The 18,061-nt window shown below is 69.8% G+C and carries 15 protein-coding genes; 7 read left to right on the top strand and 8 right to left on the bottom strand.

Features of this window, described 5'->3' with window-relative positions; translation table 11 throughout:
- Positions 1–37: 37 nt before the first annotated feature.
- Positions 38–523, bottom strand: a complete 486-nt coding sequence (locus ACWIHY_RS33950) for a hypothetical protein (protein ID WP_454380221.1) — start codon at positions 521–523, stop codon at positions 38–40.
- A 429-nt stretch (positions 524–952) separates the two neighbouring features.
- Between ACWIHY_RS33950 and ACWIHY_RS33945 the strand changes: the two genes are divergently transcribed.
- The 4 genes from ACWIHY_RS33945 to ACWIHY_RS33930 are packed head-to-tail and all read left to right on the top strand — an operon-like array spanning position 953 to position 5,087.
- Positions 953–3,655, top strand: coding sequence for a sensor histidine kinase (locus ACWIHY_RS33945; RefSeq protein ID WP_454380219.1), 2,703 nt, complete (start codon positions 953–955; stop codon positions 3,653–3,655).
- The gene (locus ACWIHY_RS33940; protein WP_454380217.1) at positions 3,652–4,092 is read left to right on the top strand and encodes a roadblock/LC7 domain-containing protein; all 441 of its coding nucleotides are present in this window, start codon (positions 3,652–3,654) and stop codon (positions 4,090–4,092) included. Before ACWIHY_RS33945 ends, ACWIHY_RS33940 begins: the two co-directional genes overlap by 4 nt.
- 10 nt (positions 4,093–4,102) lie before the next feature.
- Positions 4,103–4,501, top strand: a complete 399-nt coding sequence (locus ACWIHY_RS33935; RefSeq protein WP_454380215.1) for a DUF742 domain-containing protein — start codon at positions 4,103–4,105, stop codon at positions 4,499–4,501.
- Positions 4,482–5,087, top strand: coding sequence for a GTP-binding protein (locus ACWIHY_RS33930; RefSeq protein WP_454380213.1), 606 nt, complete (start codon positions 4,482–4,484; stop codon positions 5,085–5,087). The genes ACWIHY_RS33935 and ACWIHY_RS33930 overlap by 20 nt, the downstream gene beginning before the upstream one ends.
- Before the next feature lie 91 nt (positions 5,088–5,178).
- On the opposite strand, the gene glpK is transcribed toward ACWIHY_RS33930, so the two are convergent.
- The 4 genes from glpK to ACWIHY_RS33910 form a co-directional block, all read right to left on the bottom strand.
- Positions 5,179–6,711 (bottom strand): glycerol kinase GlpK, encoded by a 1,533-nt coding sequence (gene glpK / locus ACWIHY_RS33925; protein ID WP_454380211.1) that lies wholly within the window; start codon positions 6,709–6,711, stop codon positions 5,179–5,181.
- A gap of 87 nt (positions 6,712–6,798) precedes the next feature.
- Positions 6,799–7,524 carry an MIP/aquaporin family protein gene (locus ACWIHY_RS33920; RefSeq protein ID WP_454380210.1) on the bottom strand — a complete coding sequence of 242 codons (726 nt, stop codon included), beginning with the start codon at positions 7,522–7,524 and terminating at the stop codon, positions 6,799–6,801.
- A 319-nt stretch (positions 7,525–7,843) separates the two neighbouring features.
- On the bottom strand, positions 7,844–8,191 hold the full coding sequence (locus tag ACWIHY_RS33915) for an Mpo1-like protein (protein WP_454380208.1): 348 nt from the start codon (positions 8,189–8,191) through the stop codon (positions 7,844–7,846).
- A 131-nt stretch (positions 8,192–8,322) separates the two neighbouring features.
- Positions 8,323–9,129 (bottom strand): M15 family metallopeptidase, encoded by an 807-nt coding sequence (locus ACWIHY_RS33910; RefSeq protein ID WP_454380206.1) that lies wholly within the window; start codon positions 9,127–9,129, stop codon positions 8,323–8,325.
- Between ACWIHY_RS33910 and ACWIHY_RS33905 the strand changes: the two genes are divergently transcribed.
- Positions 9,128–9,724: an NUDIX domain-containing protein gene (locus tag ACWIHY_RS33905; RefSeq protein WP_454380204.1), complete on the top strand. Its 597-nt coding sequence runs from the start codon at positions 9,128–9,130 to the stop codon at positions 9,722–9,724. The two genes, ACWIHY_RS33910 and ACWIHY_RS33905, sit on opposite strands and share 2 nt — an antisense overlap.
- Before the next feature lie 81 nt (positions 9,725–9,805).
- On the opposite strand, the gene ACWIHY_RS33900 is transcribed toward ACWIHY_RS33905, so the two are convergent.
- The gene (locus ACWIHY_RS33900) at positions 9,806–12,166 is read right to left on the bottom strand and encodes a glycoside hydrolase family 31 protein (RefSeq protein WP_454380203.1); all 2,361 of its coding nucleotides are present in this window, start codon (positions 12,164–12,166) and stop codon (positions 9,806–9,808) included.
- Between the two features lie 216 nt (positions 12,167–12,382).
- Between ACWIHY_RS33900 and ACWIHY_RS33895 the strand changes: the two genes are divergently transcribed.
- Positions 12,383–14,359, top strand: a complete 1,977-nt coding sequence (locus ACWIHY_RS33895; RefSeq protein ID WP_454380201.1) for an acetoacetate--CoA ligase — start codon at positions 12,383–12,385, stop codon at positions 14,357–14,359.
- Between the two features lie 128 nt (positions 14,360–14,487).
- Positions 14,488–15,387 carry a hypothetical protein gene (locus ACWIHY_RS33890; RefSeq protein WP_454380200.1) on the top strand — a complete coding sequence of 300 codons (900 nt, stop codon included), beginning with the start codon at positions 14,488–14,490 and terminating at the stop codon, positions 15,385–15,387.
- 62 nt (positions 15,388–15,449) lie between these two features.
- On the opposite strand, the gene ptsP is transcribed toward ACWIHY_RS33890, so the two are convergent.
- Both ptsP and ACWIHY_RS33880 read right to left on the bottom strand, forming a co-directional pair.
- Positions 15,450–17,120, bottom strand: a complete 1,671-nt coding sequence (ptsP, locus tag ACWIHY_RS33885; protein WP_454380199.1) for a phosphoenolpyruvate--protein phosphotransferase — start codon at positions 17,118–17,120, stop codon at positions 15,450–15,452.
- Positions 17,121–17,209: 89 nt separating this feature from the next.
- Positions 17,210–17,659: a PTS sugar transporter subunit IIA gene (locus ACWIHY_RS33880; protein ID WP_454380197.1), complete on the bottom strand. Its 450-nt coding sequence runs from the start codon at positions 17,657–17,659 to the stop codon at positions 17,210–17,212.
- Positions 17,660–18,061: the final 402 nt, after the last annotated feature.

Here is an 18,061-nt window from a genome sequence, read left to right as displayed (position 1 = left end):
GTCGGGCTCGGACGGTTTGGTCAGGCTCGGAGGGGCCTCAGGCCTGGGAGAGCCGGCCCGAGCTCCTCCGGCTCCGTTCGTCCCGTTGCCGTGTCCGGGCGGTCCTGCGGGCCGCCCGGCGTGCCTTGCGACGCTCGCGGCGTAGTTGGCGCGCTGTACTGCTAGGAACGGACACCACGCCATTGCGCTGGTTCCACACCTGTCGGGTGACCCACACGTCCAGAACACCCCAGGTCGCGACCACCGTGCTGCCCACGCTGCTCAGCACCATCGGGAACGCCAGCCAGGACCCCGCCAGCGTGCACAGGTAGGCCACCATCGCCTGAATTATCGTCAGCGAGGTGATGATGACGGCACGGACGGCGGCTGTACGGACCGGATCGGGCAACCGTGGCCGTACCGCCGGCTCCTCGACCCACAACTGCCGCCCAGCCCCGGCCGCCTCGAACTCTCGGGGGCCCTCAGCGACCTCGAACGCCAAGTGCGCCGCGGACGACGCCGTACGGCGCTCTTCCGTGTCCATCGAACCTTCACTCCCCACCGCCGCCGCCTGGCGTTGCCTCTCAACTCGGGCCCGGAACATCGGCCTTCACGAGTGGCTGCCCGCCTTGCGCCCTTTTACGCCGTCCCCGACGGTCCGAATCTGACACGTACGGCCCCATCCGGTCCGCTCCCCGTAGAGCAGGACGAATGGCAGGCTGTGAACATTCCCGCGGAACGAACGATTCCAGCCATCTGCCCCGAGAGGGTGACAGGCGTACACGCAGGTGTCCTTTGGCACAGCGCTGCCCGCCAACTCCCGGAATTGCACGACAACTCATGATCAACGCACCCCGGGAAGGCTGAAAATCGCCCGGACATGCCTTCGAGTTGCGCGAGTGGCAGTAGTAGGCTCACGCCGTTTATTGACGAACACCACCTCCGCCCGGCGGGGGACGAGCTGGGGGAGGCCATGCGCTTTCGCGGAAAGTCCATCCGCAGGAAGATCGTGGCGTTGCTGCTGGTGCCGCTCGTGTCCCTCAGTCTGCTGTGGGGATTCGCCACCGTGCTCACCGGCCGCGAGGCCAACCAGTTGCTGGATGTCGCCTACATCGTCGAAAAAATGGGTCACCCCATCGACGACACGGTCGAGGTCATCCAGCGCGAGCGCCGGCAGACGCTGATCTACCTGGCGGACCCCCGCGCATCCGACGCGCTCGCCACGCTCCGCCGCGAGCGCACCGCCACCGACGATGCCGTCGCCCGCGTCAAGGCCCGCGCACAGGACTCAGGTGTACGCGACGACCTGCGCCCCTCGGCGGCGAAGCGCCTGGCCTCCCTCCTCGAAGCGTTCGAGGGCATCGAGGCGCTGCGCGGTTCCGTGGAGAACAGCACCGTCACCAGGCGCCAGGCACTCGACCGCTACAACCGGCTCATCGACCCCTGCTACTCGTTCCTCACGACCCTCCACGCCCTCGAGGACGTGGAGATGGACAAGCAGGGGCGCGCCCTGATCGGCATCACCCGCGCCCGCGAAATGCTCTCCCGCGGGGACGCGCTCGTCGCATCCGGCCTCGTCGCCCGCCAGTTCGACGCGCCTGAGCTCCGCGAAATCTCGGCCCTTGCGGCGAATCGCGAGCTCCTGTACGACGTCAACCTCGAAATGCTCCCCACGACCGAGCGCGACGCGTTCGCGGACTACTGGGACAGCCCGGCCACCGAGCCGCTGCGCACCGCCGAGGAACAACTCATCACCGCGGGCGCCACCAAGAGCCCGCGCGGCATCACAGCCAAGAGCTGGAACGAGGCCGCGGCCGGCGTGCTCGACCACCTCGCCCGCGAGGGCAAGGAAGCGGGCGAGCGTTACCACGACAGCGTCGAGCCCGTCGCCTTCGGAGTTCTCATCAAGGCGGGCGCCGCCGGCATACTCGGCTTCCTCGCCCTGATCGTCTCGCTCGTCCTGTCCGTACGGATCGGCCGCAGCCTCATCCGCGACCTCTCTCGTCTCCGCAAGGAGGCCCACGAGGTCTCCGGGGTCCGGCTGCCCAGCGTCATGCGCAGGCTCGCCGCGGGCGAGGAGGTCGACGTGGAGACCGAAGCCCCTCGCCTGGAGTACGAGAAGAACGAGATCGGCCAGGTCGGCCAGGCCCTCAACACTCTTCAGCGTGCCGCCGTCGAATCGGCCGTCAAGCAGGCCGACATGCGCCGCGGCGTCTCCGAGGTCTTCGTCAACCTGGCCCGGCGCAACCAGGTCCTGCTCCACCGCCAGCTCACGCTCCTCGACACCATGGAACGCCGCACCGAGGACACCGACGAGCTCGCCGACCTGTTCCGACTCGACCACCTGACCACGCGCATGCGCCGCCACGCGGAGGGCCTGGTCATCCTGTCGGGCGCGGCCCCGTCCCGGCAGTGGCGCAAGCCTGTGCAGCTCATGGACGTCGTACGGGCAGCCGTCGCCGAGGTCGAGGACTACGAGCGCATCGAGGTACGTCGCCTGGCGCGCATCGGCGTCGGCGGCCCCGCGGTGGCCGATGTCACCCACCTGATCGCCGAACTGCTGGAGAACGCCACGGTGTTCTCACCCCCGCACACCGCCGTACACGTGCACGGCGAGCGGGTCGCCAACGGCTTCACCCTCGAAATCCACGACCGGGGCCTCGGCATGACGCCCGAGGCCCTTCTCGACGCCAATCTGCGGCTCGCCGAGACCCCGGAGTTCGAGCTGTCGGACACGGACCGGCTCGGCCTGTTCGTGGTCAGCCGGCTCGCCCAGCGGCAGAACGTCCGCGTCTCTCTCCAGCAGTCGCCGTACGGCGGAACCACCGCGGTCGTCTTCATTCCGGCCGCTCTCCTGACGGACGCGCCCGAAACGAACGGAACCGGCTTCCGGCTCGACCGTAAGCACTCCGCAGGCGAACGCGGCATCGGGGAAGCGGGCCAGGGGGGACGCCGCAGGTCCCTGACGACGCTCTCCCGCCTGCCCGCCGAACTCGCCGCTCAGGCTGTCCTGGACGGGCCCGTCGAACTCGAGCCGCCACTGGGCGCACTGGGTCTCGAGGAGGCACCGCTCGTCGGCCTCACGGGCATCGACGACGCGGAGAGCGAACGGGGCGGACTGTTCCAGGCTCGCGATCGTTCCCGGGAACGCTCCCGCGAACGGTCACGTGAAGCCGCCGGTGAGCAGCACCAGCAGGCGTCCGACCACGTTCCCGAGAGTGGCGAGAGCGTCCGTCCCGGTGGCCTCGTTCCGCTGCCCCGCCGTAACGCGCCGACCCTGGTCGCCGACAATGGGCGCCGTGTCAGCGGCCGCGGACGCACCCCCACCCCACCTCCAGCACCGTCCGAAGCAGCATGCATCGCGCCCCACGCACCACCCGCAAGGGAACCCGCCCCCGCGGACGAGGCCGACGGCCTCCCGCTGGGCGGACTGCCCCGCCGTGTCCGCCAGGCCAGTCTCGCCCCGCAGTTGCGCGACGCGGCCACCGGCCGTACCGAACCCGCCAACGACGGACCGGCCACCGAGCAGGAGGCCCAGCGCGAGGCGGAGGAAGTGCGCAGCCGTATGGCTTCGCTCCAGCGCGGCTGGCAACGCGGCCGCCGGCAGAACGCCGAGGACGAGCCGGGGCCCGGCGGCACAGCACCAGGAACCACACCAGAGGGGGACGGTCGATGACCGCACCGAACGCCACAGCACACGACACCACCGGCCGCGGCTCGGGAGAGCTCAACTGGCTCCTCGACGAGCTCGTCGACCGCGTCGGCAGCATCCGAAAGGCCCTGGTGCTCTCCAGCGACGGGCTTGCGACCGGTACTTCGAGGGACCTGACGCGTGAGGACGGCGAACACCTCGCCGCCGTCGCCTCCGGCTTCCACAGCCTCGCCAAGGGCGTCGGCCGGCACTTCGACGCCGGCCGGGTCCGGCAGACCGTGGTGGAGCTGGACGACGCCTTCCTGTTCGTCACGGCGGCGGGTGACGGAAGCTGCCTCGCGGTGCTCTCCGACTCCGACTCCGATGTCGGACAGGTGGCGTACGAGATGACGCTGATGGTCAAGCGCGTCGGCGTCCACCTGACGACGGCGCCACGCTCCGGTCTGGCCGCCGGAGGGTGAGTGGGCTGAGATGAACGAAGCAGCCCGGCAGAGACCGCCGCACTGGTTCGACGACGACGCGGGCCCAGTAGTACGCCCGTACGCGATGACGCGCGGCCGGACGAGCAGTGCGAGCCGGCACCGGCTCGACCTGATCGCGCTGGTCGTCCCCGAAGCGGCGGCCGACGACCCAGGGCGCGACCAGACCCTCGCGCCCGAGCACGTCGAGATCGTCGAACTGTGCAGCGAGACGCCGCAGTCGATCGCCGAGCTCGCCGCGGGCCTCGACCTCCCCGTGGGGGTGGTCAGAGTTCTCGTCGGCGACCTCGTCGAGGACGAGCTGGTACACGTGACCCGACCAGTCCCTCCGGCCGAGCTGCCGGACGAGAGCATCCTTCGCGAGGTAATCAATGGTCTTCGGGCGCTCTAGCCGCAAGAAGCGGCTGGTCGAACCGGTAGTGCTCAAAATCCTCGTCGCGGGTGGCTTCGGGGTGGGCAAGACCACCCTGGTGGGCGCGGTCAGCGAGATCAGGCCGCTGCGCACGGAGGAGGCGCTCACCGAGGCAGGGCGCCCGGTCGACGACACCGAAGGCGTCGAGAGCAAGAACACCACCACTGTCGCCATGGACTTCGGGCGGATCACGCTCCGGGAGGACCTGGTGCTGTACCTCTTCGGTACGCCCGGCCAGGACCGGTTCTGGTTCCTCTGGGACGAGCTGGCACAGGGGGCACTGGGTGCTGTCGTGCTCGCCGACACCCGCCGCCTCGAGGACTGCTTCGCCGGCATCGACTACTTCGAGCGCAGGGGCATCCCCTTCGCCGTCGCCGTGAACTGCTTCGAAGGCGCCGACCGCTATCCGGCGGATACGGTACGCGCGGCACTCGACCTCGACGAGGGCGTGCCACTGCTGACGTGCGACGCGCGCGACCGCGAGACGGTCAAGGGAGTGCTCATAGCGGTGGTCGAGCACGCACTGGCCCGCTCCGCGGACCGGCGCCAGACGGCGTCCACCTGAGCCGTTCCCGGGAACGCCCGGGAGCGCAGAGCGGCCCGCACCCCCACCGACAGGGGTACGGGCCGCGGTCACAGGGGTGGCGCCGGCTCGATCAGCCCTGGCTGCCTTCCTCGTCCCAGCCGAAGCTCCGCTCCACGGCCTTGCGCCAGTTGTGGTACTCCCGGTCGCGCTCCTGCGCCTCCATCCGCGGGGTCCATTCGACATCCTGCTGCCAGTGTGACTTCAGCTCGTCCAGGTCCGACCACACACCGGTCGCCAGCCCGGCGGCGTACGCCGCGCCCAGACAGGTCGTCTCGGACACCTTCGGCCGGATGACAGGAACGCCCAGAACATTGGCCTGGTGCTGCATCAGCAGATTGTTCTTCGTCATGCCGCCGTCCACCTTGAGCGTGGTGATGGCGACCCCGGAGTCCTGGTACATCGCGTCGACGACCTCCCTCGTCTGCCAGCTGGTGGCCTCCAAGACCGCCCGCGCAAGGTGAGCCTTGGTGACGTACCGGGTGAGGCCGGTGACCACGCCCCGGGCGTCGGAACGCCAGTAGGGCGCGTACAGCCCGGAGAAGGCGGGCACTATGTACGCCCCGCCGTTGTTTTCGACGCTTCCCGCGAGCGTCTCGATCTCGTCCGCGGAACGGATGATCCCGAGCTGGTCCCTGAACCACTGGACCAGCGCCCCCGTGATCGCGATCGACCCCTCCAGGCAGTAGACCGGCGCCTCACTGCCGATCTTGTACCCCATGGTGGTCAGCAGCCCGTTCTTCGAAGCAACGGGTCGGTTACCGGTGTTGAGAAGCAGGAAGCTGCCCGTCCCGTACGTGTTCTTCGCCGTGCCCACGTCGTAACAGGCCTGCCCGAACACGGCCGCCTGCTGGTCGCCGAGAGCCGAGGCCACGGGCACGCCCGAGAGCTGCCCCACAGCCGTCCCGTACACCTCCGCCGACGACTTGATCTCCGGCAGCACGGCCTCTGGGACGTTCATCGCGGAGAGGATCGCCGGGTCCCACTGGAGCGTCCGCAGGTTCATCAGCATGGTGCGCCCGGCGTTCGTCACATCCGTGACGTGTACGCCGCCTTCCGTGCCGCCGGTGAGATTCCAGATCAACCACGAGTCGATGGTCCCGAAGGCGATCTCGCCCCGCTCCGCGCGGTTGCGCAACCCGGGCACGTTGTCGAGCAGCCAGGCGGCCTTGGGGCCGGAGAAGTAGCTGGCGAGCGGCAGGCCGGTGGCCTCCCGGAAGCGGTCCGGCCCGTCCGTGCCGCCCAGCTCGTGGCACAGGGCGGCGGTACGCGTGTCCTGCCAGACGATCGCGTTGTGCACCGGCTTGCCCGTCGCCCGGTCCCACAGCACCGTCGTCTCACGCTGGTTGGTGATGCCCAGAGCGCTGAGCTGCCCGGCGCGCAGGCCGGCCCTCGCCAGCGCGCCCGCGACCACGGCCTGCACCTTCGACCAGATCTCGGTCGCGTCGTGCTCCACCCATCCCGGCTTGGGGAAGATCTGGCGGTGCTCACGCTGGTCCATGGCGACGATGGCACCGCTGTGATCGAAGATGATGCAGCGGCTGGAGGTGGTGCCCTGGTCGATGGCGGCGACGTACTTCTCGGCTTGCCCGGCTTGTTCCGTCATGACGTCCCCTCGTCCGAACTCGACTGAAAGCGCTCAATGTCCCGTGCTCAATGTGCCTGCTCAGTTCCCGTGCGCCGTGCTCACCGCTCAGAAGGCCGCGTTGTAGATCAGACCCGACAAGGCCCCGCCGATCAGCGGTCCGGCGACAGGCACCCAGGCGTAACCCCAGTCGGACGTCCCCTTGTTCGGGATCGGTAGTACGGCGTGGACGATGCGCGGCCCCAAGTCGCGGGCCGGGTTGATCGCGTACCCCGTGGGCCCGCCGAGCGAGAGACCGATACCGACGACCAGGAGGGCCACGATCAGCACCTGCGTCCCGGACTCGCCGAGCCCCTTGGTCATCCCGAACGCCAGGACGGGCAGCACCAGGCCGACCGTCGCGATGATCTCGGTGACGAGGTTGGCGACGGGGCTGCGGATCTCCGGGATGGTGGAGAAGATCCCCAGCGTCGGAAGCGCCGTTTCCGTGTCTTTGTTGGCTGCGAACTGGGCGTAGTACACGAGATACGCGAGTACGGCCCCGGTCGTCGCGCCGGCCATCTGCCCGAGGACGTAGACCCAGACCTTGCCCCACTCGCCGGTGTCCACGGCGATGCCCACGGTCACCGCGGGGTTGAGATGCCCGCCGGACAGCGGGGCGGCGGTGTACGCCCCGGCCAGCACGGCCATGCCCCATCCGAAGGAGATGACAATCCACCCCGAGGCCTTCGCCTTCGAGTGGTTGAGGGTGACGGCGGCGCACACACCGGCGCCGAAGAGAATCAGGATGGCGGTGCCGATGACCTCACCGACAAATATGTCGCCGTTGCTCATGGCGGCTCCTAGGCCCTCGCCCGGGGCCGGGGCCCCGGTTCTGAAGTGCAGCGGTGCGTTTCCCATGGCTGCTGAGCCGGAGGCGGGGATCCCGTTCCCCGTCCGGCGTGCTGCACGAGCATGCCGAGTCGGCGCGATCGCCCGTGGGGGAGGCCCCTGAACCGCGACAGGGGGGACCTGGGAGCAGACTTCCCCGCGCTCCCGGGAGCCGTCGTACGGCGACGCCGACTGACAACGGGAAGTGTTCACCGGTGGTGATGGAGCGTCAAGGTCGCGGACAGCAACCGCAGGCCGGAACCGCCAAGGCAGCCAACCGGCGTCAGCGGTTCTCCGCGAGCCACTTGGCGGCGGTCTCCGCGAGCTCCCCGTCACGGCCCGCCAGCATCATCCGGATCATCTGCACGTCGCCGCGCAGCGACCATGCCGGGTGCCCGAACGTGGCGGGATTGTTCTTCTCGATCAGGAAGTGCGCGGGCCAGGCGGCGCCGTACCCGATGAGCGGCAGCGCGGCGGCGTAACGAATCCGCCCGCGCGCCAGGCCGTAGACGCTGACCGCGAGGCCGGTGAGCGTTCCCGTGAGATGCACCCAGCGGGTCGCGGCCCTGGAGTGCATCGCGACGTAGTAGGGCCAGAATTCTTCGTACGAATCGAAAGTCCGCTGCTCCATGTGCGCACGGTAATGGCTCGGCGGAGAACCGGATACGGCCGTACCGCGTCCGTAGGGAGGAAAGGTGCGGGCGGCCGGGACCCACGGGGGTGGCCCCGGTCGCCCGCACCTCCGGGGGAGCCGCATACGCCTCAGTGGCCGGCGACCGACCGGCGGGCGACGGGGAAGTCGAAGTACGTGTCCGGGAAGGGCTCGGGCTTGTACGTGAAGTGCCACCACTCCTCGGCGAGATTCACGAATCCGAGTTCGGAGAGCAGCCCTTTCAGCAACTTCCGGTTGGCGCGCTGGGCGCCCTGGACACGCGGGTCCTCCGTGTGGGACAGCGTGTCGAAGCAGTCGTATCCGGTCCCCATGTCGACTGAATTGTCAGGGAACCGCTCAGCCTTGGGCGCGTAGCACGGTACGAGTTGTTCCCCGGGAACGTACGGCCTGGTGTCCTTCGCTGGAAGCTTCAGGAGCGTCAGGTCTACGGTGCTGCCCCGGCTGTGCCCCGACTTCTCGGCGATGTAACCATCAGCGAACAGCCGCGACTTGTCGACATGCGGATAGAACTCCGCCTTCATGGCCTCGTCGTCGAGGTCCTTCGCCCACCGTACGAAGTGGTCCACCGCCCGCTGCGGCCGGTAGCAGTCGTACACCTTGAGCGAATAGCCGCGCCGCAGCAGCTTCGTCTGCGCCTTGTGCAGGGCGTTCGCGGCGGGCCTGGTGAGGATGCAGACCGGCTGGCGGTAGCCGTCCACGGGAACGCCCACGAAATTGTGCGCCGTCGTGTAGCGCATCTCCTGAATGATCGTCGGGTCCACGGACCGCAGGGACACGAACTCCCTGGGGGCTTTCGGTTCGGGCTTCGCCTGCGTCGCCGTGGAGGGGGCCGTTGTGACGGCCAGAAGGGCGACGGCGGCGGCCAGAACGCGCACTGCGGAGGCAAGTCGTGTCATGGGCCTTCCATCTATCAGGTCAACGCCTGCTGAGGGAAGGGCGATCCGATACAGTCCGCGCGTGTCCGCAACCACGAAGAAGCCCGTCAGGGACTCCCACTGCTCCAGCTGCGGAGCGCCCTACCAGCCGGCCGGTGAGTGGCCCCGCACATGCGCCGCCTGCGGTGACACGGCCTATCGCAACCCGCTGCCCGTCGCCGTCGCCCTGCTTCCCGTACGCGACGAACAGGGCGGCGGACTCGTCGTCATCACCCGTGCCATCGAGCCGCGGCTCGGCGGCATCGCGCTCCCCGGCGGCTTCATCGACCACGGCGAGGACTGGCGCCACGCGGTCGTCCGCGAACTGAGCGAGGAGACGGGCATCGAAGCGGCGGCGGGACAGGTACGCCTCGCTGACGCGCTGAGCTCCGCGGCCAGCCACCTGCTCCTCTTCGGGCTGCTCCCCGAACGAGCAGTCGCCGATCTGCCGCCTTCCGCTCCCACCGATGAAACGACCGGCTGGCATCTTCTGCGGGCGCACGCCGAGCTGGCCTTTCCCTTGCACACCGAAGCGGTACGCCGCTGGTTCACGGGAAGCTACTGCCACGCGGACTGACCGTTCCCGGGTACGGGCCCCCAGCGTCGAGCCCCGCCTCGCCCCCTGCGGCCCGCACCTCCCGAACCGCCCGTACCAGGGTCAGATGCCCCGCACGTGCACAGGCAGTCCGACCTCCCCGCCGCCTTCCCGCTCCACCACCACCCGGCCACCGTTCACCCGCGTCGTGAACCGCTCGACCTCCGCCCGCCCCCGGCCGTCACCCACGTCACCCAGGTCCCTCACGAGCAGCCCCCCTCCGGTACGACCGGCAGCAGGCGCCCACACCTCCAGAGCCGGCCCCCCGTCGTCGCCGAGCACCGGAATCACGGCGCCGGCCCGGGCCAGCACGGGGATGCGCGACAGCGGCGCCTCCAGGAGCACCTGGCCCTGTCCTTCGTACGCCGCGCCGGTCGCCGTGTCGTACCACCGCCCGTGCGGCAGACGCACCGCCCTGCGGTCCGCGCCGAGCTCCAGTACGGGAGCGACCAGCAGACAGTCCCCGAGCAGGAAGGCGTCCTCACAGTCGCGCAGTGCCCGGTCCTCAGGCGCGCCCCACCACACGGGACGCACATAAGGCGCACCAGTGAGGTTGGCCAGATAGGACAGCGTCACGAAATACGGTCGCAGCCGTTCCCGCTCGGCGAGCGCGGCCTTCACGTGTCCGAGCACCTGAGGATCGAACTCCGGCAGTTCCCCGGAACCCGGCGGGACAGCCGCAGGGGTACGGAACAGCGGCAGCTGGGCGCCCAGCTGCAACCAGCGCAGATACAGCTCCGGCGATGGCGCGCCGCCCGGCCCGCCGACATCGGTTCCCGAGTACGGCACCCCGCACAACCCGAGACCCAGCACCAGAGCGAGCGAGGCACGCAGCCCCGGCCAGCCCGTCGGAACATCTCCGGAACACGTACCGCCGTACCTCTGTATGCCGGCCCAACCGGAACGCGAGAAGAGAAACGGCCGTTCCTGGGAACGGCCGTCGCGCAACGCCTCGTAACCGGCACGCGCCATCCCCAGACCGTAGACATTGCGGGCCTCCCGGTGATCGCCACCGCTGCCCTCCAGATCGTGCCGCGCGGAGCGGGGCAGCGTCGGATCACCGAAGCGAGGGATGGCCGTCGGCTCGTTCATCTCGTGCCAGACACCGGAGAAGCCCTGAGCCAGGCGCTCTTCGTACAGTGCTCCCCACCACGCACGCGCACGTGGGTGGGTGAAATCTGGATACACGCGCTCCCCGGACCGGAAAACCCCGCGCACCTCGTTCCCCTGTCCGTCCCGTACGAACGCCCCAGCGGCCGCTCCGCTGTCGTACAACCCGCTTCCCGGCTCGGCCCTCACCGCGGGTCGCACAACAGAGACCAGCCGCACCCCCGCCTCCCTGAGATCCGCGGCGAGCCCGGGAAGACCGGGAAGACCGGGAAACGCCTCCCCGTCCAAGCCCACGCCGGCGCCCGTGTCCAGGTGCAGCACGGACAGAGGCAGCCCCCGCGCCCCGAACCCTTCGACGACGCGCCGCACCTCCCGCTCGCCGCCGGCCCCGAACGAGACGTACTGCGGACCAAGCGCCCACGACGGAGGCAGCGCGGGCGCACCAGTCAGCGCGGCCCAGCCCTGCAGCACACGCGCCGGAGTCCCGGCCACCACCCAGCAGCGCAGCGGCCCGCCATCCATACGCAGCTCGCTCGTGCCCGGCCGGTCGTGGCCCGACCCGGCTCCCTCCTCGCCCTCCCGCAGCGTCATTCGCCCCTCCCACGTGTTGTCGTGGAAGGCCAGATGAGTACCGGCGTCGGAGACGACAACCTGCACCGGCATGGTGACAGCAAGAGGCTCATCACCCGCACCCGCACCCGCACCCGCAGCCGAGCTCCCGCCGGGCCCCGAGTTCCACAAGGGGTACGTGCCGTCCCGCAGCCGGAGCCCCGACGGCCGCCCGCCGAGACCGAAGAACCGCGCGTCCGCCGGCACCTCACTGCGCTGCAGCCAGCGCGCGGGCCCCCCCTCGACCGGCTCCCACCAGCGCGGCGGCGCGTCCCGCCGGAGCACCACACCACCCGGCGTACGGACCTCGACCGCGCCGTGCCGGGACACGGCGACGGTGAGCCGCTCCGACACCACCTGCCAGCCGCCGTCCTTGTCGGGCTCCAGCTGCGCCCTGGGATCCGGCTCGGGACACGCACCGACGAGCGCGTACGAGGGCTCGGGACCCGCCCCGTCCCAGCCCCAGAACACCGCTCCGCCCGCCGCAACCATCACCCGCAGCTCGGACCGGGCGAAACGCATCACCCCGCCACCCGGCTGAGGCTCCGCATCCGTCAGCGCACCGGGCACGCGAGCCCGCTCCGCCCCTCGCCGCCGCGGCCCCGAGACATCCGTACGAAGACGCCGCCACGCGGAGCACGCGAAGCGCAGCCCCTGCATCGTGCCGACCAGTTTCACCGAGCGCACCAGGTCACGACCGTCCATGCGGCTCACCCTGTCACCCGGCCGGACACACACGGGGGGCGTTCAACTGCCGTTCACCCGTGGTGTGCGCACATGACCGGATACGCGACTGTGGGCGGCCCGCCCTGGTGCGCAAGACGATCACATGGCATCGTCCCTGTCAGTCGCCTCGTGCGCACACCCTTCGCACGTGCGCGCGACACACGCACACCACGCGTACAGCCCGGGAGCCGCCCCATGTCCTCAGCAGCGAACACCGCGCCCCTCTGGCAGCCGGACGCGGCCCGCATCGCCGCCGCCGCCGTCACCCGCTTCCAGAGCTGGGCGGCCGAGCGGTACGGCGCACCCGCCGACGGCGGGTACGCGGCGCTGCACCGCTGGTCGGTCGACGAGCTCGACACCTTCTGGAAGGCCGTCGCCGACTGGTTCGACGTGCGCTTCTCCACCCCGTACGAAACAGTCCTCGCCGACCGCTCCATGCCGGGCGCGCAATGGTTCCCGGGAGCCGCCCTCAACTACGCGGAACACGCCCTGCGAACGGCCGAAGACCCCTCCCGCGCGGACGAACCGGCCCTCCTCTACGTCGACGAGACCCACGAGCAGACCCCGGTGAGCTGGTCCGAGCTGCGCCGCCAGGTGGGCTCACTCGCCGCCGAACTGCGCGCCCTGGGCGTACGCCCGGGAGACCGCGTCAGCGGCTACCTCCCCAACATCCCCCAGGCCGCCATCGCCCTCCTCGCCACCGCGGCCGTCGGCGGAGTCTGGACCTCCTGCGCCCCCGATTTCGGCGCCCGCAGCGTCCTCGACCGCTTCCAGCAGGTCGAACCCGTCGTCCTGTTCGCCGTCGACGGCTACCGCTACGGCGGCAAGGAACACGACCGCACGGACACCGTTGCCGAGCTCCGCCGCGAGCTGCCCACCCTCCGCGCGGTGGTCCACATCCCGCTCCTGGGAACCGAGGCACCCGAAGGAGCGGTGGACTGGTCCGCGCTCACCTCCGCCGACACGGAACCGGTCTTCGAACAAGTACCTTTCGAGCACCCCCTGTGGGTCCTTTACTCCTCCGGCACGACGGGCCTCCCGAAGGCCCTCGTGCAGTCCCAGGGCGGCATCCTGCTGGAGCACTTCAAGCAGCTGGGCCTGCACTGCGACCTCGGCCCCGAGGAGCGCTTCTTCTGGTACACCTCCACCGGCTGGATGATGTGGAACTTCCTCGTCTCCGGCCTCCTCACAGGCACCACGGTCGTGCTGTACGACGGAAGCCCCGGCTTCCCCGAGACCGGCGCGCAGTGGCGCATCGCCGAACTCACCGGCGCCACCCTCTTCGGCACCTCGGCCGCGTACGTCATGGCCTGCGCCAAGGCCGAAGTCCACCCAGCGCGCGACTACGACCTCTCCCGTATCCAGTGCGTGGCGACCACCGGCTCCCCCCTGCCGCCCGACGGCTTCCGATGGCTCCACGACGAGGTCGCGTCCGATCTCTGGATCGCCTCCGTGAGCGGCGGCACGGACGTCTGCAGCTGCTTCGCCGGCGCGGTCCCGACCCTCCCCGTCCACATCGGAGAGCTCCAGGCCGCCTGCCTGGGCACCGATCTGCAGGCCTGGGACCCCCAGGGCAAGCCGCTCACCAACGAGGTCGGCGAACTGGTCGTCACCAACCCCATGCCGTCCATGCCGGTCCGCTTCTGGAACGACCCCGACGGCAGCCGCTACCACGACAGCTACTTCGACACCTATCCCGGCGTATGGCGGCACGGCGACTGGATCACCATCACCGACCACGGTTCCGTCGTCATCCACGGCCGCTCCGACTCCACCCTCAACCGCCAGGGTGTCCGTATGGGCTCGGCCGACATCTACGAGGTGGTCGAGCGTCTGCCCGAGATCAGGGAGTCCCTCGTCATCGGCCTCGAAGAGCCCGACGGCGGCTATTGGATGCCGCTGTTCGTCCACCTCGCGGAGGGCTCGTCCCTCGACGACGCTCTGCGCACCCGTATCAAGCAGGCCATCCGCGCCGAGCTCTCCCCACGTCACGTCCCCGACGAGATCATCGAGATCCCCGGTGTGCCGCACACCCTCACCGGCAAGCGCATCGAAGTGCCCGTGAAGCGACTTCTCCAGGGCACGCCCCTCGACAAGGCGGTCAACCCGGGCTCGGTCGACAACCTCGAACTCCTGCACTTCTACGAGGCCCTGGCCCGCACGCGCCGCTGACGAGCAGCCCCCACTCCCCTCGGCGCGATCACCGTCCCCAGGTGATCGCGCCGTGATCACGGAGAGTGCGTTGTCAGTGCGACCGGTTACGGTGAGTGAGCAATGATCGACTGCGCTCAGGGGGAATCATGGCGCGCACCAAGTCCACCAGGTACCACAAGAGCCAGGCCATGCGCCGTACGCTCCGCCGCGAAGCACCCAGCACCGTGGGCCTCCTGGCCGACGAGCAGGACTTCGCCTTCATGACCGGGTACGACACCTTCGCCTTCGACGACCACACGGCGTACCTCCAGGAGGTCGACGGGCTGCTACGGGCCCTGGCGGCCCAGGGTGTACACACCACCGTCGCGCTCTTCGACCCCGAAGACTTCCTGGACTTCTGCCGGGCCTCGGGAATCGACCCCGACACGGCGGAAAGCCGGACCCGCTTCACCGCGGAGGTCGCGGTCTGCGGTGCTTCCCTCCCGTACACGGGCCAGCCCATCGACAGTCTCGTGCCCATGTTGATCAACGAAGCGGTCCGCCGGGCCACCTGGGAGTACGCGACCCTGCTCCTGGCCCGGCTGGGAAACTGCGCCGAATGCGGCGAGGACATCGGCCGCGAGGCGCTCGACCGGGCGTCGCGCCTGGTGACACGCCTGCTCGAACAGGCCGGCCCCGGCAGCCACCACCTGGTCTGCAGCGTCCCGGCCGAAGAGGAACAACTCCTCGCAGTGCTCCACGCGGAGCGCACGGGCAGCGAGCCGGTCCACCTGACCGAGGCGGAAGGATCCGAGTTCGTGACCGTCCTGGCAGCAGGCATCGCCGTGGAAAGCCCCGGGGGAGTGGTCCTGAGGACCACCGAGCCCGGCGAGCCGGACCGGCTGCACGGCTGGAGGCTCCACCGGGGCCGCCTGGTCGCCCTCACCGCCGGTGAGGTCTTCAGCGCCTACTGCACGGACGCCGACACCGGTGATCCGGTATCACCGGAGCCCGACGTGGAGTACTGCCCGGGCTTCGACATCGAGGAGCCCGACCTCCACCACTGAACGCACGAGGGGCTTCCGGCCACGTGGCCGGAAGCCCCTCGGAACTCAACAGCAACCGCCGGTCACTCGCCGGACAGTACCGCCTGCGCGGCCGCCCGCGCCTCGTCGGCGGTGTCCGTGGCACGAGCCGCCGCGGCGGCCCGCTCGCACTGGGCGAGCGTGTGCTTCGCCAGCGTCGCGCGGACGTAGGGAATGGCCTTCGCGCCCATCGACAGGGAGGTGACACCCAGACCCGTCAGCACGCAGGCGAGCAGCGGATCGGCCGCGGCCTCACCACACACCCCGCAGCTCTTGCCCTCGGCCTTGGCGGCCTCGGCCGACGCCGCCACCAGGTCGAGCAGCGCGGGCTGCCACGGGTCCTGAAGCCGCGACACCGCACCGACCTGCCGGTCGGCGGCGAACGTGTACTGAGCGAGGTCGTTCGTCCCCAGCGAAAGGAACTCGACTTCCTGCAGGATCGAGCGAGCCCGGAGCGCGGCCGACGGGATCTCGACCATCGCGCCGAACTTCGCCTGCAGCCCGGCCGCACGGCACGCGTCCGCGAACGCCTTGGCGTCCGTACGGTCCGCGACCATCGGCGCCATGACCTCGAGGTACACCGGCAGGCCCTTGACCGCCTTCGCCAGCGCGGTCAGCTGCGTACGCAGCACATCGGGGTGCTCGAGCAGCGATCGCAGCCCCCGCACACCGAGCGCCGGGTTCGGCTCCTCGGCCGGCGTAAGGAACTCCAGGGGCTTGTCCGCACCCGCATCCAGCACCCGCACCACCACGCGGCCCTCGGGGAATGCCTGGAGCACCGTGCGGTACGCCTCGACCTGCTTCTCCTCCGACGGCGCCTGCTTGCTGTCGTCGAGGAAGAGGAACTCCGTACGGAACAGGCCCACGCCCTCAGCACCGGCCTCCACTGCGGCCGGCACATCGGCGGGACCGCCGATGTTGGCGAGCAGCGGCACCTTGTGGCCGTCGGACGTCGCCCCGGGGCCCGTCGAAGCCGACAGCGCGGCCCTGCGCTCCGCGGCAGCGGCTTCAAGCTCGGCACGCTTCTCGTCGGTCGGCTCGACGAAGATCTCGCCGGTACTGCCGTCCACCGCGACGACCGTGCCCTCGGCCAGCTCGCCCGCACCCGGCAGAGCCACCACGGCAGGCACACCCAGCGCCCGCGCCAGAATCGCGCTGTGGCTGGTCGGCCCGCCCTCTTCGGTCACGAAACCCAGCACCAGCGTGGGGTCGAGCAGCGCGGTGTCAGCGGGCGCGAGATCGCGCGCGATCAGTACGTACGGCTCGTCACTGTCCGGCACACCGGGCATCGGGACGCCCAGCAGCCGGGCGACGATACGATTCCGCACGTCGTCCAGGTCCGCGACACGGCCTGCCAGGTACTCGCCGGCGTTGGCCAGCAGGGCCCGGTAGGCGGCAAAGGCGTCGTACACCCCCCGCTCGGCCGTGCTGCCCACGGCGATGCGCCGGTCCACATCAGCCATCAGCTCGGGATCCTGCGCCATCATGGCCTGAGCCTCGAGCACATGCTGTGCCTCGCCACCGGCCAGGTTGCCGCGCGCAATCAGGTCGGCTGCCACAGCTTCCACGGCTTGGCGGGCGCGCCCCTGTTCGCGCTCCGCCTCCTCCGCGGGAATCTGCTTCGCCGGCGGCTCGAGAACCGCCGTGCCCATGTGCCGAACCTCGCCGATCGCCACACCGTGGCTCACGCCGACGCCTCGCAGCGTTGTCTCCATTTCACCGTCTCCGATAGTTGCGGCGGAAACCCTGTCCAGTCCCCCCGCGATGGATGTCGTACCCCGTGGCCGCCATGACGGCGTCGGCGTCACTGCCAGCTGAAGAGCGCGTCGCCGGACTTCACGTCGCCGTCCTCGACAAGGTCGGCGAGGGAGTCGGCTGTGGCCTCGAGCGCCACGATCGGGCACACCGGCGACTTGCCGGCCGCTTCGACGGCTGCGGGGTCCCACCGCACGATCGCCTGGCCGCGAGTCACGGTGTCCCCCTTGTTGACGAGGAGCTCGAAGCCTTCACCATTGAGCTGCACGGTGTCGATGCCCAGGTGCGTCAGAACCCCGTGCCCGTCGCCGTCGACCACGACGAACGCGTGCGGGTGCAGAGAGACGATGACACCGTCAACGGGGGCGACAGCCTCCGACGGCTCCCGTACGGGGTCGATCGCGGTGCCGGGGCCGACCATCGCACCGGAGAACACCGGGTCGGGGACTGCGGCCAGTCCGATGGCGCGTCCAGCAAGCGGGGACGTCACGCTGGTCATGGGGCCTCCCAGGGGTGGAGAGTTCGTGTGCCGCCGTCACTACTTGTCAAGGGACGGCGTACTTTTCAGAAGGGTAAGTCACCAGAAGTCCCGGTTCCGCACGAGAGCTACTGCTTGGCGGACCTAGGGGTGCACCGGCAACGGTTTGCCTCGTCTGCCGGAGCGATGTACTGTCGTAGTCCTGCCTGACACCAGCACGCACTCCGTTGTGGGTCGCGGGTCGGCAGCTTCTGACAGGTCTAAACCATATCCCGAATCTGAAGCTTCTGCATGCCCGCAGAACATTGGTCAGGGAAACGGAAAACGACTGATAGAGTCGGAACCGCCGGAAAGGGAAACGCGAAAGCGAAGAACTGGAAAGCGCCGAGGAAGTCGGACACGAAAGAGTCTGATAGAGTCGGA

The sequence above is a fragment of the Streptomyces sp. NPDC055287 genome (assembly GCF_053646035.1).
The sequence above is the reverse complement of the archived record's forward strand: the minus strand, read 5'-3'. Positions and strand labels throughout refer to the sequence as shown.